This is a genomic window from Luteolibacter sp. Y139, from assembly GCF_038066715.1.
GTDB lineage: Bacteria > Verrucomicrobiota > Verrucomicrobiia > Verrucomicrobiales > Akkermansiaceae > Haloferula > Haloferula soli.
Genome location: NZ_JBBUKT010000002.1, coordinates 595385 through 621297, shown reverse-complemented (window position 1 = coordinate 621297; position 25913 = coordinate 595385). Strand labels below are relative to the sequence as shown.

22 protein-coding genes are annotated in these 25913 nt (G+C 62.2%); 10 read left to right on the top strand and 12 right to left on the bottom strand.

Annotated elements, in window-relative coordinates; genetic code table 11:
* Position 1 precedes the first annotated feature (1 nt).
* Positions 2-424: a hypothetical protein gene (locus WKV53_RS07500; RefSeq protein WP_341403826.1), complete on the bottom strand. Its 423-nt coding sequence runs from the start codon at positions 422-424 to the stop codon at positions 2-4.
* Between the two features lie 227 nt (positions 425-651).
* Here WKV53_RS07500 and WKV53_RS07495 point away from each other — a divergent pair, with 227 nt between their 5' ends.
* Complete coding sequence (locus WKV53_RS07495; RefSeq protein WP_341403824.1) at positions 652-5004, top strand: choice-of-anchor D domain-containing protein; 4353 nt, start codon at positions 652-654, stop codon at positions 5002-5004.
* A gap of 27 nt (positions 5005-5031) precedes the next feature.
* Here the strand turns inward: WKV53_RS07495 and WKV53_RS07490 are convergent, their stop codons facing one another.
* The 3 genes from WKV53_RS07490 to WKV53_RS07480 all read right to left on the bottom strand — a co-directional run bounded on the left by WKV53_RS07490 (position 5032) and on the right by WKV53_RS07480 (position 7568).
* Positions 5032-5550: a hypothetical protein gene (locus WKV53_RS07490; protein ID WP_341403823.1), complete on the bottom strand. Its 519-nt coding sequence runs from the start codon at positions 5548-5550 to the stop codon at positions 5032-5034.
* 89 nt (positions 5551-5639) lie between these two features.
* Entirely contained in the window at positions 5640-6338 is a 699-nt protein-coding gene (locus WKV53_RS07485; protein WP_341403822.1) for a hypothetical protein, read from the bottom strand.
* A 63-nt stretch (positions 6339-6401) separates the two neighbouring features.
* Entirely contained in the window at positions 6402-7568 is a 1167-nt protein-coding gene (locus WKV53_RS07480; RefSeq protein WP_341403821.1) for a GAF domain-containing sensor histidine kinase, read from the bottom strand.
* Positions 7569-7905: 337 nt separating this feature from the next.
* On the opposite strand from WKV53_RS07480, the gene WKV53_RS07475 reads away from it, so the two are divergent.
* From WKV53_RS07475 to WKV53_RS07465, 3 genes are all read left to right on the top strand, one after another.
* Positions 7906-8718 carry a nucleotide excision repair endonuclease gene (locus tag WKV53_RS07475; RefSeq protein ID WP_341403819.1) on the top strand — a complete coding sequence of 271 codons (813 nt, stop codon included), beginning with the start codon at positions 7906-7908 and terminating at the stop codon, positions 8716-8718.
* A gap of 92 nt (positions 8719-8810) precedes the next feature.
* Positions 8811-10409 (top strand): OpgD/OpgG family glucan biosynthesis protein, encoded by a 1599-nt coding sequence (locus WKV53_RS07470; RefSeq protein ID WP_341403817.1) that lies wholly within the window; start codon positions 8811-8813, stop codon positions 10407-10409.
* Positions 10410-10416: 7 nt separating this feature from the next.
* A complete protein-coding gene (locus tag WKV53_RS07465; RefSeq protein WP_341403815.1) occupies positions 10417-11175 on the top strand; it encodes a class I SAM-dependent methyltransferase in 759 nt (252 codons plus the stop codon).
* A 5-nt stretch (positions 11176-11180) separates the two neighbouring features.
* Here WKV53_RS07465 and WKV53_RS07460 read toward each other — a convergent pair whose 3' ends face one another.
* On the bottom strand, positions 11181-11885 hold the full coding sequence (locus WKV53_RS07460; protein WP_341403814.1) for an RluA family pseudouridine synthase: 705 nt from the start codon (positions 11883-11885) through the stop codon (positions 11181-11183).
* 17 nt (positions 11886-11902) lie between these two features.
* Entirely contained in the window at positions 11903-13663 is a 1761-nt protein-coding gene (locus WKV53_RS07455) for a right-handed parallel beta-helix repeat-containing protein (protein WP_341403812.1), read from the bottom strand.
* 136 nt (positions 13664-13799) lie between these two features.
* On the opposite strand from WKV53_RS07455, the gene WKV53_RS07450 reads away from it, so the two are divergent.
* Positions 13800-14930, top strand: a complete 1131-nt coding sequence (locus tag WKV53_RS07450; RefSeq protein ID WP_341403810.1) for a serine hydrolase domain-containing protein — start codon at positions 13800-13802, stop codon at positions 14928-14930.
* A gap of 3 nt (positions 14931-14933) precedes the next feature.
* Here WKV53_RS07450 and WKV53_RS07445 read toward each other — a convergent pair whose 3' ends face one another.
* From WKV53_RS07445 to moaA, 6 genes are all read right to left on the bottom strand, one after another.
* Positions 14934-16259 carry a hypothetical protein gene (locus WKV53_RS07445; protein ID WP_341403808.1) on the bottom strand — a complete coding sequence of 442 codons (1326 nt, stop codon included), beginning with the start codon at positions 16257-16259 and terminating at the stop codon, positions 14934-14936.
* 80 nt (positions 16260-16339) lie between these two features.
* Positions 16340-17140, bottom strand: coding sequence for a hypothetical protein (locus tag WKV53_RS07440; protein WP_341403806.1), 801 nt, complete (start codon positions 17138-17140; stop codon positions 16340-16342).
* 147 nt (positions 17141-17287) lie between these two features.
* Positions 17288-18058 (bottom strand): triose-phosphate isomerase, encoded by a 771-nt coding sequence (gene tpiA, locus WKV53_RS07435; RefSeq protein WP_341403805.1) that lies wholly within the window; start codon positions 18056-18058, stop codon positions 17288-17290.
* A gap of 43 nt (positions 18059-18101) precedes the next feature.
* On the bottom strand, positions 18102-19298 hold the full coding sequence (locus WKV53_RS07430; RefSeq protein ID WP_341403803.1) for a phosphoglycerate kinase: 1197 nt from the start codon (positions 19296-19298) through the stop codon (positions 18102-18104).
* Positions 19299-19329: 31 nt separating this feature from the next.
* Entirely contained in the window at positions 19330-21459 is a 2130-nt protein-coding gene (locus tag WKV53_RS07425; protein WP_341403802.1) for a SpoIIE family protein phosphatase, read from the bottom strand.
* Positions 21460-21585: 126 nt separating this feature from the next.
* On the bottom strand, positions 21586-22575 hold the full coding sequence (gene moaA / locus WKV53_RS07420) for a GTP 3',8-cyclase MoaA (protein WP_341403800.1): 990 nt from the start codon (positions 22573-22575) through the stop codon (positions 21586-21588).
* 125 nt (positions 22576-22700) lie between these two features.
* On the opposite strand from moaA, the gene WKV53_RS07415 reads away from it, so the two are divergent.
* From WKV53_RS07415 to WKV53_RS07395, 5 genes are read left to right on the top strand one after another with little or no spacing between them, the layout of a single operon-like run.
* On the top strand, positions 22701-23063 hold the full coding sequence (locus tag WKV53_RS07415; protein ID WP_341403798.1) for a VOC family protein: 363 nt from the start codon (positions 22701-22703) through the stop codon (positions 23061-23063).
* A 31-nt stretch (positions 23064-23094) separates the two neighbouring features.
* Positions 23095-23460 carry a hypothetical protein gene (locus WKV53_RS07410; protein WP_341403796.1) on the top strand — a complete coding sequence of 122 codons (366 nt, stop codon included), beginning with the start codon at positions 23095-23097 and terminating at the stop codon, positions 23458-23460.
* A 4-nt stretch (positions 23461-23464) separates the two neighbouring features.
* Complete coding sequence (locus WKV53_RS07405; RefSeq protein WP_341403795.1) at positions 23465-24619, top strand: molybdopterin molybdotransferase MoeA; 1155 nt, start codon at positions 23465-23467, stop codon at positions 24617-24619.
* The gene (gene moaC / locus WKV53_RS07400; protein ID WP_341403793.1) at positions 24619-25095 is read left to right on the top strand and encodes a cyclic pyranopterin monophosphate synthase MoaC; all 477 of its coding nucleotides are present in this window, start codon (positions 24619-24621) and stop codon (positions 25093-25095) included. Before WKV53_RS07405 ends, moaC begins: the two co-directional genes overlap by 1 nt.
* A complete protein-coding gene (locus tag WKV53_RS07395) occupies positions 25092-25910 on the top strand; it encodes an NTP transferase domain-containing protein (protein WP_341403792.1) in 819 nt (272 codons plus the stop codon). Before moaC ends, WKV53_RS07395 begins: the two co-directional genes overlap by 4 nt.
* The last annotated feature ends 3 nt before the right edge of the window (positions 25911-25913 follow it).

Here is a 25913-nt window from a genome sequence, read left to right as displayed (position 1 = left end):
GTCATCCGGACTCACCGATGGCCTGCACTTTCCCGGAAGCCGGTTCGTCCGCCACGATTGAGTATTTGAGCTCGACCCCTTGAAGCACCTCTTCCCGCTTGAAACTCCGGGCGGAGCTATCGGCGGATACCGAAAGCGTCTTCGAGTCCCGCCAAACAACCTTCGCCTCTCCCTTGTCAAAAATGAAGGCATTACCCACGTCATTTGGCAGCGGCTTGCTGACCGGCAAAATGCTCGCCTGACAGTTGAAATCGGTCGTCGCTCCACAATTGCGGCTGAAAATCACCACCTTGTTGACCCCGTCTGGTGAAACCAACTGCTCGCGGACCTCATTCTCGCACCCTGGATTTGAGCAACATGACACTGCCAGAATCAACGGCAGGATCGGAGAGGGGAACAGGAAGAGGCGGAACTTGCGGGACATTGACCGAAATCTGATGGAACGGGGATTATCGAGATCGGCCATCCATCGCCAGTGAATCGCTGAAGCTGACGGTGAAGAGTGGATGAAATTGAAAGCCGCTCTCCAGTCGGCGCGAATCAGGCTTCCCTATCCCCGCCTCGAGTCACCCGACTAGATATCAAAATTGGCAGCCCTGTTAGACAAATGTACTTCTCAAGTGGCGAGACTTTGGAGAAAGAGCGCGATCCATGATTCGACACGCAGATCGCTCCCCCGGCATCCGGCTCTCCTGTGCTGCGATTCTCATTTGGTGGACATCCTTGGCCTGCGCGAATGCGGCGAGTGATATCGTCATTGAAGCTGCCGATGGCACTCCCTTGGAGACCGGGACGGTGAGGGTGTGGGGAGACACGGAGTGGAACCAGACGGTGGTCCCCGCCGGACTATCCGGGATACGCCAGGTCGATCTTGGCAGGACCAGCGCCCTGGCCCTGAAAAGCGATGGCACTGTGGTCGTCTGGGGTAGCAATTCTTCCGGCATTTTCACTCCGCCCGCCGGGCTTCAGGACGTGACCGCGATTTCGGCCGGAGGAACCCACTGCGTGGCCCTCAAGGCGGACGGCACTGTTGTTGCCTGGGGTTATAATTCTGACGGTCAGACAACTGTGCCTCCCGGCCTCACGGGAGTCCAAGCGATCTCCGCCGGCCACAACCACACGCTGGCGCTGAAGACCGACGGGACGGTGGTGGCATGGGGCAACAACCGTTTCTCCAAATCCGTCATTCCCACCGGACTTTCCGGCGTCCGGGCGGTCGCAGCCGGATACGATCACTCCGTGGCGCTGAAGACCGATGGGACGCTCGTGGGTTGGGGCGATACCAGTGGCAGTCAGGCGAGCTTCCCCGCCGGGACAACTGGCATCCAAGCCATCGCGGCGGATGACCATACGATGGCGATCCGCAGTGACGGCTCGGTCGCGGCGTGGGGCAATGACGTCTACTACAAGGTGACGGTGCCTCCCAGCCTGGACCGGTTCATCGCGGTGGACGCGGGCGAGACGCACAGTCTGGCACTCAGGCAAGATGGCACTCTTTCCACCTGGGGTGGAACCGTGTCAAACCAACCTGCCCTCGTGAATCCGTTGCGCGGGATCCGTTCGATTGCCGCTGGTGGCGAATGCAATGCGGCGGTCGTGAACTCGGAAGTGGTCTTCAGTAACCAAGCCCTTGGCACCACGAGCCCGCTACGTACTTTCGTCATCCGCAATACGGGAGATCAGCCTCTCGACCTCACTGGTTTCAATGTGAGTGGCCCTGATGCTGCCGACTTCGCCGTCAATGTCAGCGGCATGACCTCCCCGGTCCCGCCGGGAGGACAGACCAGCTTCGCTGTTTCCTTCACCTGTCACGCCACTCCGGGTTCAGGTGACACTCGCACCGCCTTGCTAAAGATCGCTAACAACGATCCCCTCGAGGGTTCGTTCGAGATCGCCCTGACCGGTACCCGGGGTTATGCCGACATCACGGTCGAGCAGACTCCCGGAGTGCCTTTGGAAACGGCCAAGGTCATGGCATGGGGGCGCAATACCGACGGCCAGACATCCATCCCCCTCTCTCCGAATACCGGGATCAAGGCGATTGCCGCAGGCACCCAGCACAGCATGGCCCTGACCACTGGCGGCCGGGCGATTGGCTGGGGATACAACCTGCACAACAGGTCCACCCCTCCCACAGCCGGCCTCAGCGGGGTCAAGGCCATCGCCTCAGGTGGAGGTCATAATTTATTGCTGAAGAATGACAGCTCGCTGGTCGCGTGGGGCGATCCCTCTACCCTGGGAGATATACCCGTCGATCTCGGCCCTCTGGCATTTGTGTCGACAGGGTCCGATGGGACGGCGGTGGTGAAATCCAACGGCACGGTCGCTGTGTGGGGTTACTATGGAACCGGTGGTGCGCCGGTTCCGGTGGGCCTGTCTGGAGTAAAGGAGGTAGCTGCAGGCTACTCCCACGTGCTTGCATTGAAGACCGACGGCACGGTGGTTGCCTGGGGTCAGAACTACTCCGGCGAGTTGAATGTCCCGGCTGGCCTCACCGGCGTTCAGGCCGTGGCCGCTGGCTTGGGGCACTCCGTGGCGCTTCGCAGCGATGGAACGATCGTCGCATGGGGCTACAACGGGCGCGGCCAGACGAGCATTCCCGCGGGACTTACCGGCATCAAGGCGATCGCCGCAATCGGCTACCAGACATTCGCCGTGACCAACGACGGCAGGATTCTCAGGTGGGGTAGCAATCCTGTCGAACCGCTGGTCATGCCCGAGGACTTAAAAGGTGTCCGGGCCATCGCGCCCGGTGACTATCACATGGTCGCTCTGGTGGATTCCGCCGTGGACTTCGGCAGCCAGTTGTTAGGCACCACGAGCCCGTTGAAAACCTTCACGATCCGCAATACCGGCGTCGCCAATCTGGTGCTGACCGGAGTGAGTGCCACCGGTGGAAATGCCAGCGACTTCCAAGTGACCCCAAGTGGCATCCCCGGCACTCTCGCCCCCGGCGCAGAGGCCACCGTCTCCGTGACCTTCACCCCCGGCGCTACTGGCATCCGCTACTCCACGCTGCGTGTCCAGAGCAACGACCCCGACGAAGCGAACTTCGACCTCGCCCTTTCCGGTTCGGCCCTGCCGGAGCTCGGTGTGTTTGCCGGAAGTGGAACCGATCCCGCCAACGAACTCAGCGACAATTCCGGCATCCGCTCCTTTGCGAATAGCGTCGTCGCCGAAAGCTCTACTGAACTGACCTTCACGCTGGTGAATTCAGGCTATGGCCTGCTCACCAATATCGCGCCCACACTGTCCGGAACTCATGCCACGGATTTCAGCATCGTCTCCCCGCCCGCCACGACGCTTCTGCCTGGGGCGTCCACTTCGGTGATCGTGAGATTCTCGGCGACTAGTGCCGGAGCGCGTAATGCGATCCTTTCGCTCACGAGCAGTGATGACGATGAGAGTCCGTTCGAGATCAACCTACAGGGCACCGGGACCACGCCGGAGATCGTCGTGGAACATGGCAGCGGCACGGAGCTGACGATCGGGAATGTGCGGTCATGGGGTGTGAATTTGTATGGGCAGTTCCCGCCGACCACAGGCCTCCACACGGTCAAAGCAGTCGCGGCCGGGGCGAATCACACCGTAGTGATCAAGAGCGATGAAACGGTGGCGGCTTGGGGTGACAATTCCTATGGCCAGCGGACCATCCCTGCAGGACTCACGGCGGTCAAAGGAATCGCCGCTGGCGAAAGGCATACGGTCGCGCTCAAGACCAATGGTACAGTCGTCGCATGGGGTGACAACCAGTATGGGCAAAGCACCGTCTCCGCTGCGGCCACGAGCGTGCGGGCTATCGTGGCGGGCTCCTATCACACGGTCGCGTTGAAAGAGGACGGAACGGTCGTTGCATGGGGAGACAATCAGTATGGCCAGCGGACCGTTCCGGGCGGATTGACCTCCGTCACAGGGATCGCGGCTGGAGGTCGTCACACAGTGGCCGTCAGGAGCAATGGCACCGTGACCGCCTGGGGTGACAATACCCAAGGTCAACGGACGATTCCCGCGGGCCTGACCGGCGTGCAAGCCGTCGCGGCCGGAGTATTGCACACAGTGGCTCTGAAGACCGACGGGACGGTGGTTGCCTGGGGTTCCAATTCTAACGGCCAGACCACGGTTCCGGCCGGACTGACAGGTGTCAAAGCGATCGCATCGCGGGGCAACCGGACCGTGGCGCTGAAGGCCGACGGTACCATCGTCCAGTGGGGTGAATCGACAGGTAGCCTGCCCGATAGTCTGTCGGGAGGGCGCGCCATCTCGGCAGGCGGCTCACATAACCTGGCCTTGACCGAAGCCACCCTCAGCATGGGCAATCAGTTGATCGGCACCTCCAGTGCGCCCCGAACCTTCACGATCCGGAATACTGGTACAGCCGATCTGAATGTAGCCACCATCGCGTTGTCCGGAGGAAACACTGCGGACTTCGCGCTCAATGCCGGGACGCTCCCCGCAACTGTTCCGATCGGAGGCCAGATCTCCTTCACGGCAGCCCTGCAGCCCATGGCAGCGGGCACTCGTCAAACCACCTTGCGAGTGGAGAGCAATGATCGCGACGAAAGCGTCTTCGATGTGGTGCTCTCCGGCGTGGGGATTACGCCACTGGAAAACTGGCGACTCACTCACTTTGGCACCATTTCCAATACCGGTAGTGCGGGCGATTCGTTCGACTTCGATCGAGATGGGCTCGTCAATCTCGTGGAGTATTCCTTCGGCAGCCATCCCAAGTCCGGCTCCCCTGCCGAGCACCGGCCACAGGTCCTGATGGGACCGGAAGGATTCACGCTCACCTACCGCCGCCCCGCCGGCGGTGCTGCCGGAATCGCCTACGCCATCGAGCAAAGCAGTGATAGCTTGTCGAACTGGCAACCGGCCATGCAGGGGACCCACTATATCGAAACCCTCACGCCCCAAGAAGACGGAGCGGAAACCGTGAGCCTTGTTTTCGATGATGAAAACGAGACGACCCGGGCGAAGTTCCTGAGGGTCGTGGTCACTCGCTGAATTCGAACGCTTGGGACTCGTCAGTCGCTACCTCGGGGCAGGCTTCGATTGCGGTTGAGGCTTCTCCTTGCCCTCTGACTTCGTCTGGGGAGCGGTGGCGGGTTGGCCAGCGCTGCGTTGTTGGGAGTCCGTTTCGCTCGGCCACAGCCAAACGGAGAACAGAATCTTTTTCCCACCGGAGCGGTTTGCGAAAAGCAACTGAAGGTACCGCCCATCCTTTGTTTTGCGATTGGGGTAAATCCACCACTCTTCATCCGCATCTGACCATTCCGACGGAAAGCTAGAGGGGCCGGAGCTTCCGGAAGGGACAAATACCTTTTCGGGCTTACCTAGTAGATCAGAGACTTGGTCCGGTGCCATCCCCCGTAGCAGCATCTCAACGATATCCTTTTCAGTCCCTTCCTTCGTCCGGACCGTGATGCCGGTTGGAGGGGTATTCTTTTTGAATATCCGCTCCATTGTCCCAAGTTGCTCCGCTGCTGCGTGATCGTCCGCAGCTGCGTGAAGCAGCTGAACTTGAATCCCGATCCCAGCCAGCAGGCTCATCGCAACGAACCACCCATGAAGACGGTGAAATCTCCTGTCGGATGTTGATTCCATGTCGGCGTGATAATCGTGGCGCGATTAAACCCGCATTACTCAAGATAGACAAAGTCGAAGAACACGAGTTCTTCGTATGGATCCGACCAAGTCTCGAAGCTGGGAGTGCCGCTCTTGAGGGGGACGATGGTGATCTCGTTGTAGGTGGTCTCGCCCGCTTTCTTGGCGAGGCAGCGGAGTTTCAGCGTCTTTGGGAAGGTCGAGGTGAGGGCGGCGGTCAAAGGATCGCCGTCCTTGAACTCGACCTGCATGTAAGAGCGGTCCTGGGGGACTTCCTTGATGATCTTCGGGCGGGCCAAGCCGTCTTCGGCCAGGGAGAAGCGGACGATCACGGTCTGGCCCTTCTTGACGACGAACTTCTCGGGGAGGTCATCGGGTGTCTTCGGATCGTCCGGGATCTTGGGACGAACGCCGGGCTTCTTCTCGTCTTCTTCCTCGGCCTTCAGGCGGGCGACCTCGGCTTCCCGCTCGGCGATGACTTTCTTGACCGCGGCCGTGCCCGCGTCGCTGAGCCGGGCGAATGGAAGATCGAACTCCTTGCCATCGGCACGACGGATTTTCACCGAGTCCTCGTCGGCTGAGAGAACCTCCGCCTGGATGGTCTTTCCGTCCTTGCCCTCGATCGCGATCTCTTGGGCGGCCGGTGCGGCTTCCTTCTTTTCCTCCTGGGCGACTGCTGCCGTCGCCGACAGCACCGTCGTCACCACCATCGCAAGCATGTGCCTCGCCTTCATCAGGGGAATCCTTGCCACCGGAAGCCCCATTCGACAAGAGGCGACTCTGACCTCATGCGAAGGTCATTCGGCCCGGCGCACCGGCACCGTGATGCGGAAGACGGCGCTCTCTCCGGGGTGGCTGAGCAGGACGATCGTCCCGCCCTCGCTTTCCAGCAGGCTCTTCACGATAGAAAGGCCCAAGCCGGCAGAAGCCTCGCCGCCCGAGGGCTTCGCGCTGAGCGGCGCATAGCGCTGGAAGATCCGGGGATAGTCGATCGCCTGGAAGCCGGGGCCATCGTCCTCCACGTCGATGATTGCAGCCTCGCCCACCCGTTTGATCCGGATGCGCACCTCTCCGACATTGCTGAAGCGGATCGAGTTTCCGATCAGATGCTCCAGCACCTGCGCCATCACCCGCTCCGGAAGCTCCAGCGGAATCGCGGTGCCCGGATCGTCGACCCGAATCTGGATGCCCTTTTCCTCAGCCCGTGGGCGGAGTTGTCTCGCGGCTGCTTCCGCCGTGGCTCGCAGATCATCGCACTTGGCGGTCTGGCGGCTCTTGCCGAGCAGCGAGGCGACCATCGCGGACGCCTGATCTGCATTCCCTTTCAGGGACTGGGCCAGCGTGTCCAGTGGCTGCGGCAGTTCGCTGGCTCGCGCCACAAACACGTCCGCTGCCATGCGGATGCGACCCAAGGGTCCCTTCAGATCGTGCAGCAGCACGTCCGTCAAAAGCTTCTGATAGAGCCGGGCCAAGTGTTGATCGATCAAGGCGGACACGATCGAGGTGAATCCGCGGATGATCTCGATCTCATCCTCCCGCCACTGCCGGGGTTCGGTATCAACCGCACAGACGGCCCCGTAGAGATGCTGTCCGGCCCCGAGGACGGGAAAGCCAAGGTAGGCCACGACGCCGAATTCCTTGATCGCCGGATTTTTCGCGACCAGTGGATTCTTCCGCGCGTCCGGGATCACCAGCGGTTGCCGCAGGTTCACCGTGTGCTGGCAAAAGGAGTAGTCGATGGGGGTCTGCCGCGAATCCGCCAGCGCGCCCGAAAGCCCACAGGCACCGGCGAAAACCTGCCTGTCCTGGTCCACCAGGGACACCAGAGAGACCGGGACATTCGCCGCCTTCGCCGCGAGTTCGGTCACCCGGTCGAAATCAATCCCATGCGCATCCCCCAAAAGGCCGGATGCCTTCAAACTCTCCAACCGCTCGCGGCCTGCATCGTGAGATCCGAATCGCATGTCATCGACCTATATTCGCAAGCTGTTGGGCTAACAAGCCATAATGCCCCATTGTCCCGCATGCATATTATGCGAAATGCAATTGTATGCAAGAGCTTACGACGTTTTGGAGGTCTCCATCCGGCGATGTTCTTGGATCTCAGTATGTGCCGATTTTCCCCTCCTAAGTGAATTTCGTACGACCCCTCTCATAAGCGCTTAACAGAGGGGATCCGCATGCGTAGATCCTCCCAGTCACCCAGTAGGGAGTTATCCCATCAATCCGGCATCAGTTTCCGGAATTCTAGCCCTCTTGCTTGAGCCCGGAGGCAGACCCGTCCATCGTGTCGACCGGGCGATGAAGCAAGCACAGGGCCACCGGGGCAACCAGCGGATCCTCTTCCGTCTGGAGGATCCCCTGACGATGCGTTTCGGCCCTGCCTTCTTCTCGGGACTGCCGGAAAGCCCGGGCGTCTATTTCTTCACGGGCGAGGCGGAGCGCCTGCTCTACATCGGCCAGTCGGCGAACCTGCGGGCTCGGGTCGGGAGTTACCGGCACGTGACGCTGGACCGACATCCGCGCCGCACGCGGCGACTGGTGGCGGGGATTCGCCGGATCGAGTGGGAACTCTGCGACTCGCCCGCGCACGCCATCGAGCGAGAACGGGAGCTTTTGTTGGAACGCCGCCCGCCTTTCAACCGGGCGGGCGTCTGGATTGGTCCGCCGTGGTGGCTGGCGGGCGAGACCCACCGCGGGATGCTTCGGCTACAGTTGCTTCGCGAACCGCAAGGCATCGGCCCGCTGCCAGCGTCCTTTCGCCATCTGTTCGGCTCTTTGGTGCGGAATGTCCACCGGGCAGTGACCCCGGATCTGCCACTGCATGCCTATCCCCATGGGCTAACGCGATCGACGGTGCCGCTTTCCCTCACCCTCCCGACTTCCGAGCCGGAGCGGGCTTGGCAACTGATCGTCGGATTTGCGGGCGGCGACGTCGACCCCCTGTTCACATTGTTGGACGAGCTGCCCCTCTCTTCGTCACCGGCCATGTCTGAATTCTGGAAGGAAGAATTGGAGCGACTTGAAACCTACAATCCCCGGTTCATGCCGCCCTCCGCTCCGATGAGCCCGGCCGCTGCCGGCAGTCGCCCGTCCGAGCCTTGGCTATTCTAACGCCAGGGCCAGAGCTCACCCCGCCGCAATTGTCGGCGGCTGCTGCATCCCTGCCTTGCTCCCGCCGCCGGGACGGACCACGCTTCACCCCAATGACCCGCGTCCGCCTCCTGATCGCCGCCGCCGCTGCTTGCGTCTCCGCCATGCCCACCTTACACGCCGAGGTGTTCACCTTCGACCTGCTCCGCGAAAAGGCCCGTGACCTGGCGGCAAAGCCCTATCAGCCGCGCCCCAATGACTTGGCGGCCTTCTGGGCAAACCTGAGCTACGACCAGCACCGCGATATCCGCTTCAAGATGGAATCCGGGCTGTGGTGGGACCAAGGGCCATTCTCCATCGACTTCTTCCACCCGGGATGGACGGCGAAAAAGACCGTGTCCGTTTTTGAAGTGGCCGATAGCCAGGCAAAGCATCTCGATTTCGACACGAACCTCTTCGACTACGGGAAGAACACGATCCCGGCTGGCACGCCACCTCCTCCCGGCTATGCCGGCTGGCGAGCCCGGACCCACCTCAACTCGCCGGAATACATGGACGAGTTCCTCGTCTTCCTCGGTGCGAGCTACTTCCGCGCCATTCCGAAGGAAGCCCCCTACGGCCTCTCCGCCCGCGGACTCTCCATCAATAGCGGCCTGCCGGGCGTACCGGAGGAGTTTCCGGACTTCCGCGAGTTCTACCTGGAGAAGCCCGCTAAGGATTCGAACACGCTGGTCGCCCACGCCTTGTTAGAAGGCGAGAGCGTGGCCGGCGCCTACAAGTTCACGGTGACGCCGGGCGTCGAGACGGTCATGGACATCGAGGCCGAGCTCACGCTCCGCCGGCCGGTCAAACAGCTCGGGCTGGCACCGTTCTCCAGCATGTTCTGGTTCGGCGAGAACACCCATCCCCGCCCCTACGATTTCCGTCCGGAGGTGCACGATAGCGATGGATTCCTGATGGAGCTCGGCAGCGGCAATCTCCACTACCGCCCGCTGGAGCACACACAGGGACAATTCCGCCACTGTGTCTTCACGATGGAAAACCCGCGCTCGTGGGCACTCGTCCAGCGCGACCGTTCCTTCAGCTCCTATCAGGACCCGGAAGCCGCCTATCACAACCGCCCGAGCGTGAAGGTCGAGCCCGTGTCCGGCTTCTCCAACGGAAAGATCCACCTGATCGAAATGCCGACCGTGGATGAGACGAATGACAATGTCATCCTCGTCTGGGAGCCAACGCCCGGACCGGAAGTGGGCAAGCCCTTCCAGTTTCACTATCGCCTGAAGTGGATGCGTGATCTCCCGCCATCCGGACTCTTCACGGTGCGCGACACGCGCCTCGGCAATCCCGTCCAGAAGCCGGATGAAGTGCTGGTCGCGATCGATTTCGCCAAGCCTCTGACTCCCGAGCAGAAGGTGGGCGATCCGAAGTGGGATGATATTTCGAAGTTCAAGCCCGTGGTCACCGTGAATCAGCCGGGCGTGAAAATCCTCCACGTCGGCCTGAGCGACCTGAGCATGGCCAATGTGGATGCCCTGCCCGCCGGTCTCGGCCGCAGCAAGGACGTCCACATGCCACAGGTACTGCGCGCCTTCTTCGTGCTCGATCCGGGCAAGGACGTGAACGACCTGGATATGACCTGCGAGTTGCTCGATGAGAGCACCGGCAAGATCGTATCCGAGCGCTGGTTGTATCTCTGGAAGAAAACGCACTGACCGTACCGTGAGCCAGCAATCCCCGGAACAGCGCTTCTCCAACCGGGTGGAGAACTACATCCGCTATCGACCGAGCTATCCGCAGGAGCTGATCGCCCTGTTAGAGCGGGAGGCCAAGCTGACGCCGGAGAGCGTGATCGCCGATATCGGCTCGGGCACGGGCATCTTTTCGGAGCTGCTGTTGAAAGCCGGCTACGCGGTGAACGGCGTGGAGCCAAACCCGCCGATGCGCGAGGCTGCGGAGCGCTTGCTGGCCGGTTATCCCCGCTTTCACAGCGTGGATGGCAGCGCGCAGGCGACGACGCTCGCGGACCATGGTGCTGATCTAATTGTTTCGGCACAGGCGTATCACTGGTTCGACACCCCGGAAGCTCGTGCGGAGTTCCGCCGCATCCTCAAGTCCGGCGGCAAAATCGCGCTGATCTGGAATGAACGGCACCTGGACTCCACACCATTCCTTCGCGACTACGAAGCCATGCTGCGGAAGTTTGGCACCGACTATGCCGAGATCCGCCACGAGAATATCGGGCCGGAGTCGCTGAAGCTGGTCTTTCCCGGTGGCTACGAGGTCCACACCTTTCCCAATTCCCAGCGCTTCGATTACGAGGGATTGGAAGGCCGGTTGCTTTCGTCCTCCTACACGCCGGCTCCGGGGCGACCGGGCCATGAGTCAATGCTGGCGGAACTCCGCCGGTTGTTCAATGAGCACCAGCAGGACGGACAGGTCTCGATCGATTACGATTCGCGCGTTTACCTCGGCAACTGAATGAACTACGGCACTGGCCGTAGTTCCTGTTCCATCGCCGGGAAGCAGCGGAGGAAGTCCACATCGGCGGGCGCGGTGATCTCAAACATTTCTCCCGTGTGGGGATGTGGCAGCAGCAGCGACCTCGCCTGGAGCAGCATCCGCGTTCCGGTGCCGAGAGCTTCGCCCAGCTCCATGCTCCGGTCCGCACCCGCATAGCGGAAGTCGCCGACGATCGGATGGCCGGCTTCCAACAAATGCCGGCGGATCTGATGATAGCGGCCGGTGTGTGGGGCGACCTTGAGAAGTGAAAGCGAGAGCTGGGGTAATCGTCCGAAGCTTCCGGCCGGAACCACGGCGACTCGTTCAAAGTCGGTTTTGCACGATTGAGGGGCTTCTCCCGGCACGCGATGCAGCGCCGTCTCGCAGGTCCATCGCTCCGGGGCGGTCCCCTCCACCACCGCGAGGTAGGTTTTCTCCACCAGACGCTTTTCGAAGCACTGCTGGACCCGGGCGCAGGTATCAAGATCGAGAGCAAAAAGAAGCACGCCGGAAGTCGGGCGATCCAACCGGTGAACCGTGTGCACTTGGCGACCGAGCATGTCGCGGACGCGCTTCATGGCCACCCACTCGGGGCCCTCGGCCTCGCGGCCCGGATGGACGATCATCCCGGCCGGCTTGTCGATGGCGACCAGCGCATCGTCTTGATAAAGAATAGAGACCGGAAGCACCGGGCGGGATTCACCACCTACGGGGCCGTCGCTTCAAGACGAATAAAACGCTTCGCGTCCCTGCCGATCGGGGCGGTGTCGCGGAAAATCCGGGTTCTAAGCCCCCCGGTCACCGTATTTGACATTTCAGTCACACTCGTGGCGGACCAGGCCGAAAGATTCGCCGCGGATTCCACCTCGTAGCTTACCCCTTCCGGCGCGGGATCGGGACAGATGAATGTGAGCGTCAGGTAGCGTTGGTTGGATACGATGCTGGTTCCCGTCGTCACGCGACCGCCATGACCTTGAACCGTGGTCGGCAGGCCGAGCGCGAACTTCATCTCATTGGTGACGCCGTCCTTCGATGGATTGGCGGTCTTCGCGCCAAGACCGGAGCCATCCACGGGCAGCCCGTTCGCTTGGAGCCAGGACGCGTAGGTCGTTCCTGCAGCCCCACTTGAAGCGCCGAATTCGTAGGCACCCAAATCATAGGGTGCGCTGCGAACGGTCCCGGCAATGTCGGTCAGAGGCGCACTGGCGGTCGTGCCTGCATCCTTCGCCGGCGAGGTCGACTTCAGCTTGAAGTCGAAATTGGAGAAGTCCGCGAAGTAGCTCGTGTAGGACGTGGTCGTCTGGTTGTAGTCCACGGTGGAACTATCGGCGACCGGATCGACCGGCTTGGCAGTGATGTTGTTGCGGACCAGATTTCCAGTAGACGGCGTGGTGCGGGTCTTGTGCGCGGCGATCTTGATCCAGGGGCGGGTCGAGCTCGGGGCATTGAAGGGATTCTCGATCACGGTGTTGTTCACCACCTTGCAGTCGATGGCACCGTAGATCGCGATGCCGTGACCGGCATTGGTCGCGATGACGTTGTTCTCGATCACCCAATCCTGATAGTAGCCGTCGAAGAGACCGATGCCCTGCGGTTCGGTGGGATAAGGCTGATTGCGATCCGTGCGGCTGATGAACAGGTTCCCTCTCACCGTGACACGGGCAATGGTGCCTTCGCCGGAGGTAAAGCCATCGCTGCCGACCGACCAGCTCTGGAAGAAGTCATCGTGATTGTGGGCGTTATCGAAAATGTAGCCGTCGGTGATGGTGTTTCCTTCGTAGAGGCAATCGTCAGCCAGGGCCTGCATGCCATCGCAGGAGAAACCCTTGATGGTATTCTTCCGCACGGTGGTGAAGGAAGCAGTCCGGCGCACGGTGAGCGCGTGGCTGCTCACCTCGATGCGATTGTTCTCCAAGAGCGTGTTGGTCGCGGCGGTGCGGATGCCGCGGCCGGCGAGGTTCTTCCAGTTGTCGATGCTCCATCCCGAAGTGCTCAGTGCCCCGCGGGTCAAGCAGTCGTGCATCGTGATGTAATTCGCCGAGCTCTCGATCTCGACCAATGGGGCCGAGGTGTAGGTGGTACCGGCGGCTTGGTGCTCAGGACAGATATCGAGGCCGGAGATGTCCCAGCGCGAACCGGACCGGACGATCAGGTTCTTGAGCTTCGGCGTGGCTCCCGCGGCAGGGCGGATCTTCACGAAGTCGCTATTGTTCCCCTTCACGATCGGCGCGCCGTGATAGCCGGAGTAGAGCAGGATTTCGTCTCCGGCGGCGAAGGTCTTATTGGCGGTGAAAACGGCCTCAAGGGTGCTCCACGGCTGGCTGGCGGTGCCGGGGTTGGACATATTGCCCGTCGCGGGATCCACGTGATAGGTCGCGGCTTGGACCGCAGGAGCGACCAAGCACACGACCGCGGCGATGCGCAGGCCGTGACGGAGGAATGTGAATAAAGGAAAGCTATCGTGCAAAATGAACCGGGGTTTAAGGATCGCAGAAATTAAGTTTCATTCGGCCTTGAGTCCAAGTCAGTTAGATTCGTGGGATTACGGACCCTGACAGAAAGCAGCACACGCGCCCGTTTTGATCCGATTCCGCCCGCTTCCCATGCCTCCGATTGATCGTCGTAACTGCCTGAAACGACTGGCTTTTACACTCCCTGCCCTTGCCTTTCCCCGGGCCTGGGCGGTGCCGACCCTCGATCCCGCGGGCAAGGAAGCAGAGGCGATTGAGGCGCTCGCCCAGAAGTTCATGAAGGAGTTCTCGGTGCCGGGGCTCTCGGTGGCATTCGCTCACCAGGGGAAGATGGTCTTCCGTGGCGCCTATGGCTTTGCCGACGAGACCAGCCAGGAAAAGCTGACGCCGGAGCACACCTTCCGCATCGCCAGCGTCTCCAAGCCCCTCACCTCCGTCGCGATCTACGGCCTCATTGAACAGGGCAAGCTGAAGCCGGACGCCAAGGTCTTCGTACCCGACGGGCTGCTGGCCGTGGATGGCGGGAAAAAGCTCCCGCCGAAGGTCGGTGATGTCACGGTGCATCACCTGCTTACCCACACTGCGGGCGGCTGGGGCAATGATCGGGACGATCCCATGTTCCAGCATCCGGAACTGGGACACGCCGACTTGATCGCCCGCACCGTGCGCGATCATCCGTTGCAGAACGATCCCGGCACCTCCTACGCCTACTCGAACTTCGGCTACTGCGTGCTGGGGCGCATCGTCGAGAAACTAACAGGCAAGCCTTACGACCAGCACGTGCGGGAAACGGTGCTCGAGCGTTGCGACATCCACACGATGAAGATCGCCGGCAACACGCTCGCCGAGCGAGGGGCCGATGAGGTGGTTTATTACGGTCGCAATGGCGAGAATCCCTATAACATGAATGTCCGCCGCATGGATTCCCATGGCGGTTGGATCGCCCGTCCGGAGGATCTGGTGAAATTCCTGACCCACTTCGACGGTCTCGCCGAAACGCCCGATTTGCTCAGGGAGGCGACGCTCAAGGAAATGTTCCGGGGCACCAAGGCGAACGCCGGATACGCGAGCGGCTGGGCGGTGAACGCGGTGCCGAATCATTGGCATAATGGCAGCTTGCCGGGCACCGCCAGCATCGCCGTCACCACTGCCAGCGGCATGTGCTGGGCGGGCTTTACCAATGCCCGGAGCGGGGACATCAATTCCGCCCTCGACCGGCTGATGTGGGACATGACGAAGTGTGCGCCGGAATGGCGGGCGTGACGGTCATCCGCCGGACAGCAGCTTGAACACCTCTCCCGCAGGTACGATGGGGCCACCGGCGCCGAGTTCGATTCCCTGACCTCCCAAGTACGGGACCCATCGTAGATCGATGAACATCCGGTCCGGTGTTTCAAGAGGAGCGAACACCGGTGCCCGGTCCCCGATGGTGAGACGCTGGGTCCAGGCAGCGGCAGTGTCCGGAGGAACGACCACGCGCAAGACCCCGGTCCCTTGTCCATCGGAACGGAGCTGGCCGTTGCCGAGAAAGGAAGCACGCTCACCGGTCAGCCGGACGTCCGGGCATTGTAGCACGCCACCCTGCAGCACCATCGAGGCACGGCCCTCATCGAAGGCCATCGCTTGCTCCCCGAGTTGCATCGTCACCGTCCCGGCCGTCGCGGCAGCAAGCCCTTGCCAGGTCGAAGGATGGCGCATGAGCCCGACTCCCTGCAATCGAGCCTCGAACTGCCCTGCCGCGGGCTTGATGTGTTCCAACCATCGGTCGCCGTGCGCTTCTTGTTTCGGGACGACGATATCGACGGCGAAGGGCACCCCGGGCATGACTCCCACGGCGGCAGAGAGCTTCACCTGCAAATCCGCCAACTGAACTTCTCCAGTGTTGCATCGGAGCTCAGGCGCGCGCCACGACAGCGGCAGCGCGAGATCATGGCCGAGATTCCGGCCGAGCAGTTCCAGCTCCCGAAGCTGGAACTTCGAAAACGCCGGCGCGCCTGAGAACGGGATCTTTCCTTCGCCACCGTGGAGCGAAGCGAGCCTCACACCGGACAGCCATAGTTCCCCTTCTCCATCCACGATCTCGATCCATGCCGTGCCAATCGAGGCGTCCGGCGCGGGTGGCGGCGTCGCGGGAGTGGTATTGGGTGGAGCGGCCGCCTGAGGTGGAGCAATCCCGCTTGCTGCTGGTGCTTCCGCCGCGATCACCGGTGGAGGAGCCACGACCACGGGAGGTGGGGATGTCGACGCTGCCGCAGACACCATGGAGGCGGCCATTTCGAGGGACAGCGCCAACCGTGGTCGCTCGATGCGGACCGATGAGGCCGCGATCTCGCCGTGCAGGAGCCGGTTCCATTGCGGATAGGCCCGGATCTCGCGCACTTCCAGCAGCGGTGCTTTCAGCGACTCCCGCAAAGGCGGCGGCTGAAGGCATCTCAGATCACTGACCGCGAGCCCGCCCCACGGAGTGCAGGTCACCTGCCCCACTACCGTTTCGACGCCGATGCGGTCGGAGAGCTTGCGGCCCAGATATCCTCTCGCCCACGGAGTGGCGAGCAGGACATTGGCGAGGACCAGCAGCAAGAAGGGGCTCACGAGCAGCACCGCCAGGATCCACCGGATCCGGCGCTTCCACCGGGGAGGCGGAGCTGCGGGCATGTCACCTCACTTCAACCTCACTTCTTCTTCGTGGAAGGCTTGGGGGCTGTCTTTGGAGCCGGAGTCGGCTTCGCAGAAGGATCCTCTGCCGGTGCTGGTCCCGGGTTGGGCTTGGTCTTCAGGATTCCGGCTTCACCCAAAGGGAAGCGGACGACCATGCCATCGTCGGCGATCTTGCTGCCCTGTTCCGAGATTTCCTGGAGGCGGTAGATCAGCAGGCCGTATTTCTTGTCGCCGGTTTTCCCGATCGCAAAATTCTCCTTGAGAGTTCCGAGGCTGGACTTCTCCTCGAGCTTCCACTCGTGGCCGGTCCACGCGCCGAGCGTGCTATTGCCATCGGCGTCCACATCCTCGATCCGCTTCAGCTCGCCGTTCGGCGACTTGAAGATGTCGGCCTTGGGATCGAACTTGAGGGTGGAAAGCGTGGAAGCACGTCCGCCGACGATGATGCTCCAGCGGCCGTCGCTGCCTTCGCTGAGGCGGATTGGCACGGCTTCGACGCCCTTGAACTCACGCTTGCCCCAGTACTTGAGATAGTCGTCGTATTCTTCCTTGGTGAGGCCGAGGCGCTCATCGAAGGGCAGCGGTACGCCCGGCTTGCCATTCTTGGCGTGCTCCTTGAACCAGTCCGGATCCTTGCGGGCGGCTTCCTCGACCTTCGCGATGTACTTGTCGAGCTCCTTGGGCGGCACCACCACCACGACCTCGCCTTTGATCATCGTGTTCGGGATCAGGTAGTCGGCGAGCGACTTCGGGGCGTCCGCGGCGATGACTGCGGGGGCAACGAGGGCAAAAACGGAAGCGAGGGTGACTTTCATGGCGGACGGGGGGAGCATTTCCTCCCGCGCCGGAAACTCAAGCGGCAATCCGGCGATCTTGTCGCCGTTGGACCTCCCAGGGTTGCAAAAAGAAAGGCAGCCCGAGGGCTGCCTTTCTGAGATTATGGAACCTGTGAGCTACCCGCCTCAGGCCGGTGCGCCATTCTGGATGATGTCCAGGAAGCTCTGCGGCTCAAGCGAGGCGCCACCGATGAGCGCGCCGTCGATATCCGGGCAGGCCATCAGCTCGGCGGCATTGCCGGGCTTCACCGAGCCGCCGTACTGGATGCGGATCTTGGCAGCGGCGTCGTTGCCGAACTGCTCGGCGACGAGCGAGCGGACGAAAGCGTGTGCCTCCTGAGCCTGCTCGGCGGTAGCAGTGACACCGGTGCCGATGGCCCAGACGGGTTCATAGGCGATCACGATGTCCTGCAGGTCACGCTCGGTCACGCCCTTGAGGCCTTGGCTGACTTGGGTACGAAGCACCTTTTCAAGCTGGCCGGCCTTCCGCTCATCGAGCGTCTCGCCGATGCAGAAGATCGGCTTGAGGTTGAGCTCGCGGGCCTTGCGGACCTTGGCGTTGATCACCTCGTCGGTCTCGCCGAAGATCGCACGGCGCTCGCTGTGGCCGAGGATGACGTAGTGGACGAAGAACTCCTTCAGCATCATGCCGCTGATCTCACCGGTGTAGGCACCGGAGTCGTATTGCGAGCAATTCTGTGCGGCGAGCGCGATGCTGGAGACGTTGCCGAGGATCTCGGCGGCCTTGGCCAGCGAGACGAACGGCGGCGCGATGACGATGTCGGCGGGGAACGTGCGATTCTGGACTTTCGACAAGAAGCTCTTGGCGAAGTCCTCGGTCTCGGATGGACCGATGTTCATCTTCCAGTTCGCGGCAAAGATGGGCTTACGGATCATGAATTAGGATGGGTGCGGAGTGGACAGCGGGATTCGGGCCAACTCAAGCCTCGGTTAGGGCAGCAACGCCGGGAAGCACCTTGCCTTCAAGCAATTCCAAGGAAGCGCCGCCACCGGTAGAGATGAAGGTCATCTTCTCGTCGAGACCGTATTTGTTCACGGCGGTGACGGAATCACCACCGCCGACGATGGTGACGGCATCAGCCTTGGCCATGGCTTCGGCGACCGCCTTGGTGCCGTGACCGAAGCTGTCGATCTCGAACACGCCCATCGGGCCGTTCCAGATGATGGTCTTGGCCTTGGCCACTTCGGCGACGAACTCGCCGATGGCGACGTCACCGATATCGATGCCTTCCCAGCCATCCGGAGTTTCGCCGCCCTTTTCATAAGGAGCGGTGCACTTGGTCTCGGCACCTTCCTTGAACTCCTGGGTGATGCGGGTGTCGGCAGGCAGCAGGAAGCCTACGCCCTTCGCCTTGGCCTGGGCCAGGATATCGAGGGCGAGGTCAAGCTTGTCGGCTTCCACGCGGCTGTTGCCGGTGTGGTAGCCCTGTGCCTTGCGGAAAGTATTGGCCATCGCGCCACCGATCAGGAAGGCATCGGCCTTTTCCATGAGGCGATTGATCACTTGGATCTTGTCCGAAACCTTCGAGCCGCCCATGACGACGAGGAACGGGCGTTCCGGGTTCTCCAGCTTGCCTTCGAGATACTCGAGCTCGTTCTCGACGAGGAAGCCCATGGCGCTCTTGGACACGAAGTGCGTGACGCCTTCGGTGGAAGCGTGGGCGCGGTGAGCGGTGCCGAAAGCGTCGTTCACGTAGATCTCGGCGCTGCCGGCGAGGGCCTTGGCGAAGTCGGCTTCGTTGGCTTCTTCAGCCGGGTAAAAACGGGTGTTTTCCAGAATGAGCACTTGGCCGGGCTGGAGGGCGGCACGCAGGGCGGCGACCTCATCGCCGATGCAATCCGGAGCGAGCTTCACTTCCTGGCCGATGAGCTCGCCGAGGCGAGTAGCGGCGGGAGCGAGCGAGAACTTCGGCTCGGGACCACCCTTCGGACGACCGAGGTGGGAGCAGAGCACGAGCTTCGCGCCGCCCTTGAGAAGATGTTGGATCGAAGGAACCGCGCCCTGGATGCGGGTATCGTCGGTGATGACGCCGCCTTCCAGCGGAACATTGAAGTCCACACGCATGAGGACTTCCTTGCCGTTGACGTCGAGGTCGCGGATCGAGAGCTTGGCCATGGCGCGGGACTGCCCGAAGACGCCCGGCAAGTCAAGCACCGCTCGGGACCGATCCTGTCAGGGGTGCCCCCCTGCTGGCGATATCAGGGATCACACCTGGCAGAACCTCAACGGCCACCACGCAAACATCGTCATCATGATGGCGGCGTTTCTGGAAGGAAGCGACCTCGCAGACGATCTTCGCGGGCATGGCTGCCAGGGGCCCGTCGAGCGACTCATCGAAGGTGGAAATCAGGCGCGGGATGCCGAATTCCTTCCCGCCCGGATTCTCCGCCTCCACCACGCCGTCGGTGAAGAGCAGGAACACGTCCCCTGCCCGGATCGGCGATGACGAGGTGTGATAGACGACGTCCGCCATGAGGCCGAGCGCAGGTTGCTTCTGCGCGCCATTCCACAGCATCTGCGGCGGATTTCCCGTGCTCCGGCGTGCCCGCAGGGGTGAGGGGTGCCCGGCCACCGCCCAGGTCGCTTTCGCCTCACGGGTATCGATCACCATGAAGAAGGCGGTAACGAAGAGCGTCTGCTGGCTGCGCTCGATCACGTCGTGGAGTTCGCGATTGAGGATGCCGAGGAAGTCGCCCGGGTTTCCGGCGGAGATCACGTGGTTCCGCACCACGGCCCGCAAGATCGCGGTGACCAGCGCCGAGCGTGCACCGTGGCCCATCACATCCGCGATCAGGACACCGGTGCGATGTTCATCGAGCTCCATGAGGTCGAAGAAATCCCCGCCGACGGTCGAGGCTGGCTGATAAAAATGCGCGAAGCCGAGACGCAGCGGATCGCTGTGGCGGCTGGTATCCGGATAGCCCGAGGGCAGCAGCGCATTCTGGAACTCGCGCGCCATCTCCAATTCCTCACGCAGCAAGGCGGTCTTCGAATCGACCTCCGACTCCAGCTCGCGATGATAGCGCATCACCCGCGAGGTCATGATGCCGAAGTCGGCCGCGAGGTCCTCGACCTCGTCACCCGTCTTGATGGATTCGATACGCTCCAGATCCTCTTTCGCAGCGCGCCGCTTCGAGTCCGCCTCGCTTTCGGAAAGGGTCGGGTCTTTCCGCAGCCGCACCGTTTCCGCCAGGGCTCGCGTCGCCTGGCTCAGCATGGCGATGGGCTGTAGGATCTTGCGGTCCACGAATGCGAAGCCCGCCAGCACGCAGATTCCCGTGGCCAACCCTGCCGCTCCCCCGATCAAAAGCACCTGCCGCCGGAGGGGCGCGACCACCGTCTCTTTCGGCGTCGAATAGAGGACATAGCCCCCCGGCTCGAACAGCTGCCGGTCGATCTCCGGCGACTGGATCGCCGCAAAGCCCGTCATCCGCTCATCGTTGGTTCCCTTCCCGGTCAAGGTCCAGCCGGTGCGGCCAACCCTCATCGCCAGCAACGAATCAGCCTCCAGTGTCTCCTGTAGCGGTTGGAATCCCTTGTCGCCGGTGCGAGCGAGAACGTGGCCATCGGACAAGAGAATCTCCAGGCGGGCCCGGTCGTCATCATCCGAGGGGCGGAGAGCATGAAACATCGGCGAAACATCCAGCACCAGCTTGGCCACACCGACGAACTGGCCATCGCGATGCAGCGGCATCACCAGATCCAAGGAAAACACCCTCGCGCTCGCATCAAAATGCAGCACCTCCGTCCACATGCCCCCCTCCTTGAGATTGCGCCCAATGGTCCACCATTCCTCGTCCGATTGGTCGTAGTCCGTCGTCTTGCGGGTGGCGGCGACCACGCGGCCCGTGGCTTCGGTCACCAAGATCTCCGCGGCCTGCGGATGGGATTTCACATAGCGATTGAGGCTCTCTGACCCCGGGTTTTCCAGGACCCCGTGCAGCAACGGATCGTCCACGGACAACTTCGGCCAGCGCTTCTCGATCGCGGCGATTTCCTCCTTGGTTGCCGGTGGGATCGGTATGCTCACGAAATCCGGCAGCGATGGATCAGCAGCGACCCAACTCCAGAAATGTCCAGCCTGCGATTCGACGGCGGTTTCCAAGGACCTGGCCAGAGTCCGCGCCTCGGATTCATATAGACGCCCCTTGGTATCGAGCATGTGACCGAAGCCGAAGGTCTCGAGCACGATCAACCCCACCAAGAGCGGAAGCACGGCGGCAATCGCCAGTGCCAACGCGATCTTCGCGCGGAGTCCGAGGGGCGGAAGTCTCACGATAGGGATCTAACTCCCGCTTCGCCCGGTTGGCCAGCAGCTTTTCGAGCTCTCCCCGGCCTATAACGGCCCTCATAAATCTTTTTCCTGCAAATGGATGCACATCATATGGACATCCCATTCGCACTAGCCGCCGAGGTAGCTCATCTCGGCCTTCGGATGCGGGACCAGGCCGCGCTCTTCCGAGTAACGATCGTCCCGCACCGACCACAGGCCATGCACGGCAGCCTTCAAAACCTCATCCCCCGCCCCGCCGCGGAGCAGGCCGCGGATGTCATGGCCATCGGCCGCAAACAGGCAGGTAAAAAACTTGCCATCCGCCGACAGCCGCAGCCGCTGGCAGTCCCGGCAAAAGGGCCGCGTCACCGAGGCGATCACGCCGATTTCCCCCGCTCCATCGCGATGACGCCAATGCGCTGCTACCTCGCCGCGATAAGCCGCATCCCGTGGCGCCAGATCGAACTCCGTGGAGAGAATTTCCAGCAACTCCGTAGCCGGCACCACCTCGGCCAGCTTCCAGCCATTGGTCTCACCGACGTCCATGTACTCGATGTATCGCAGGTCAACGCCTTGGGCCTTCGCCCAGCGTGCGAGCGGAAGCACTTCGCCTTCGTTCACACCGCGCTGGATCACGGCATTCACCTTCACCTTGAGTCCGTAGGTCTGCGCCGCATTGATCCCGGCCAGCACGCGCTCGACCTTCGCTCCCACGCCATTCATGCGGGCGAAGATCTCGGGGTCCATCGCATCAAGGCTCACGGTCACCCGGCTCAGACCGGCCAAGGCCAGCGCCTCGGCATGGTGGGCGAGCAGCACGCCATTCGTGGTGATCGCGAGATCCTTCACCCCGTCGATCGACGAAAGCATCGCCACCAGATCCTCGATGCCGCGACGCAGTAGTGGCTCACCCCCGGTGAGACGGACCTTCTCCACCCCCAGCGGAACCAGCAGGCGGGTCAGGCGCACGATTTCCTCGAAGCTGAGCAAGTCCTCACGCGGCAAAAAGCGATAGCCAGGCCCGAAGACCTCCACGGGCATGCAATACCGGCAGCGGAAATTGCAACGGTCGGTCAACGAGATCCGCAGATCCCGCACGCCGCGTCCGAGTCGATCCACCGGTTGGCTCACGGGGAAACCATGGCCGCGAATCAGCGATTCGGGAAATGAAAAGGTCTCAGGTGCCGGATGAACCGTGACCGCGGGATTGAGGTCAGGCGACCAAGTGTATAACCGATCCTGCCATGGCTCCTCACATCAGCCGGATCATCCTCTTCGTCGCCGACCTCCCGAAGGTCGCGGCCTTCTACCAGCAGCACTTCGGCATGGAAACAGTCGGACCGGAAGAAGACGGCTGGATCGAGCTCGGCGCCGGCGGCTGCAATCTGGCCCTGCATCGCGGCAAGCTTCCGGCCGGCGTATCATCCCACTCTCCGGCAAAAATCGTCTTCGCCGTGAGCGACGTCCGAGCCGAGGTGGAGCGGCTCACCGGTGAAGGGCTGAAGTTCGGCAAGGTCCACGAGTGGAACGGCTTCTCATTCGCCGACACCAAGGATCCTGCGGGCAATCCGATCCAGCTCTCCAGCCGGGGCGTCGCCAAGGCTTGACCCGCTGGCAAGCCTCGCGCATCGGAACGGCGTGCCTTTCTGGAAATCGCCCGCCTTCCTCATCATCGGCTCGCAGCTGCTGTTCTCGATCTCCGACGTGATCGGGGCGCGGGCGATGAAGACGCAGGGCTTTACGCCCGCGGCATTCCTCACGTGGTGGTTCCTGCTCTACACGGTCATCCGTCAGATCGCCGTTTTCGGCCAGCTCTACATCTACTCGGCGATGGAGCTGGGACGCACGGTGGCCTTGTTTGGCGCCGGATCGATCATCATCGGGAATGTGATGGGCTTCCTGCTCTTCAAGGAAACGCTGACGATTCCGGTCTACGTCGGGGTTTCGCTGGCCATTTGTGCTTTCCTCGCGCTGGCTTTGCTGCCCTCCGGAGTCAAATCTTGATGCCATGGACCGTCTGCTAACCCTCGCCGAAGCCGATGCGCACACGGCCTCGCTGCGCCCCCTCGGCACGGAGACGGTTGCGCTGGCCGCTGCCCTCGGCAGGACCTTGGCTGCGCCGATCAGCGCCGACCGCCCCTTCCCGCCCTACCGCCGGGCGATGATGGATGGGATTGCCTTTGCCGCCGACACGTTGCCCGCTACCGGTCCTGTCCTTTTCGCTGGCCTGCACGCTGCGGGAGATCCGCCGCCAGGTGCGCTTCCGCCGGGACAGGCGTGGGAGATCATGACCGGTGCCGTGGTGCCAGACGATTGTGACACGGTCGTTCCCTATGAAGACCTTGATTCGGGACGGCCCGCGGCGAGCTTCAAGAAAGGCCAGTTCATCCACGATGCCGGAAGCGACGCTGACGCCGGAGCAATGCTGGTGGCTGCTGGCAACTCCATCGGCCCGGTGGAGATCGCCATCGCTGCATCGGTGGGACTGACCGAGGCGGAGGTCTTCCGTCGAGCAAAGGTAGCGATCCTTTCGACCGGTGACGAAGCGGTGCCGCCGGACGCCACGCCACAGCCATGGGAGATCCGCCGCTCCAATGGCCCCATGCTTGAAGCCATGCTCACCCGTCGTGGCAGTCCCATCGTTTTCCACGATCATGCTCCGGACGATCCGGCGATCTGTGGGCGACAACTCGACGAGGCGCTGGCGAGCTGCGATGTGCTGCTGATTTGCGGCGGGATCTCGAAGGGCAAGAAAGACTTCATTCGCGGTCTGTTAGAGGAGCGGCTTGGCAAGCCCGCGTTCCACGGCGTCGAGCAACGCCCTGGCAAACCGCTGGCCTTCTGGTCCGGTCCACCTGCGGTGTTCGCACTACCGGGGAATCCGGTGTCGGTGCTTGCGACCTTCACGCGCCACGTGCTCCCAGCGCTGTCGCGATTGGAAGGACGAGAGTTCTCTCCGCCTCGGGTGCGCATGAATGAGGTTCCCACGCCGCTGCCGAAGTTCTCATGGCTACTGACCGTGGCGACGGGCCCGGATGGCACATTGCTCGCTCGTCCTCCAGGGAACTCCGGCGATTTCATTTCGGTAGCGGGATCCTGCGGCATCGTCGAGGTTCCGCCAGGTCGGCCGGCTGACACCTTTGATTTCCATCCCTTTCCCTAATGTCCCTGTCCCACGTCAACGAGCAGAACCAAGCCGCAATGGTCGATGTGTCGGCGAAGGAGATCACGGTCCGCATTGCAACTGCCGAGGCACGAGTCACGGTGAATGACGCGGTGGCGGCCCAGTTCGACGGTCGCGACTTTGCCACGAAGAAAGGTCCCGTGTTTCAGACGGCCATCCTCGCGGGCACGATGGGAGCGAAGCAGACATCATCGCTCATTCCTCTCTGTCACCCACTGCCGCTCGACTCGTGCAAGTTCGAGGTGACTTTCGAGGGCCGGGAAGCCTGCATCCGCTGCACCTGCAAGACCACTGGCAAGACCGGCGTGGAAATGGAAGCGCTGACCGGCGCGAGCATCGCCGCCCTCGCTTTCTACGACATGTGCAAGGCACTCGATCCGGCGATGGTGATCCACGGCGTGAAGCTGTTGGAGAAGACCGGCGGCAAGAGCGACTACAAGGCTGACTCGAAATGACCACCCTCATCCTCATCGGCGGCAAGAGCCAGCGCATGGGCCGAGACAAGGCGACCATCGAGCGTCCGGATGGCGTTCGCCAAATCGATTGGCTGGCGCGACTCGCCCAATTGATTGGTGGCGAGGTGTTCCTTTCGATGCGCGATGACTCCGCTCCTCCGATCGACCTGCCCGTCGTGGCGGATCAAGTCGCGGGCGGTGGCCCCTTGGCTGCCTTGGCCGCCATTCATGCGAAGAAACCCGACTCTCCCGTGTTGGTGATCAGCTGTGATTTGTTCCTGCTCGATGAGACCACGCTGGCGCACCTCTTCGCCCATCGTGACCCCACGCGCCACGCAACCTGCTTCGCCAACCGCATCGATGGGCGGGCGGAGCCGCTGTGCACCATCTACGAGGTTTCTGGTATTTCTAAGGCTGCGGAGGCGCTTGGCCGGGGAGATCATTGCGCCCGGCATTTCCTCGAAGCGCTCAATCCGCTCGTGCTCGCTCTTCCCCATGCCGAGGCACTCGACAATGCCAACACGCCCCAGGAACTCGCCGAGTGCTTCGCCAAGCTCCAGCATGGCGTGACGACGAAGGTCGTCCACGTCCTCTACTTCGCCAAGCTCCGCGAATCCCGTGGACTCGATGAGGAGCGGGTCGAGACCATCGCCTGCACCCCCGCCGGGCTCTATGAGGAGCTGCGGTTCCTCCACCGCCTTCCCTTGGAAATCGGCAGTCTGCGGGCCGCCCGCAATGGCGACTTCTGCGAGTGGGACGAGCTGATTTCCGATGGTGACGAAATCGTTTTCATTCCCCCTGTTGCCGGAGGTTGAGCC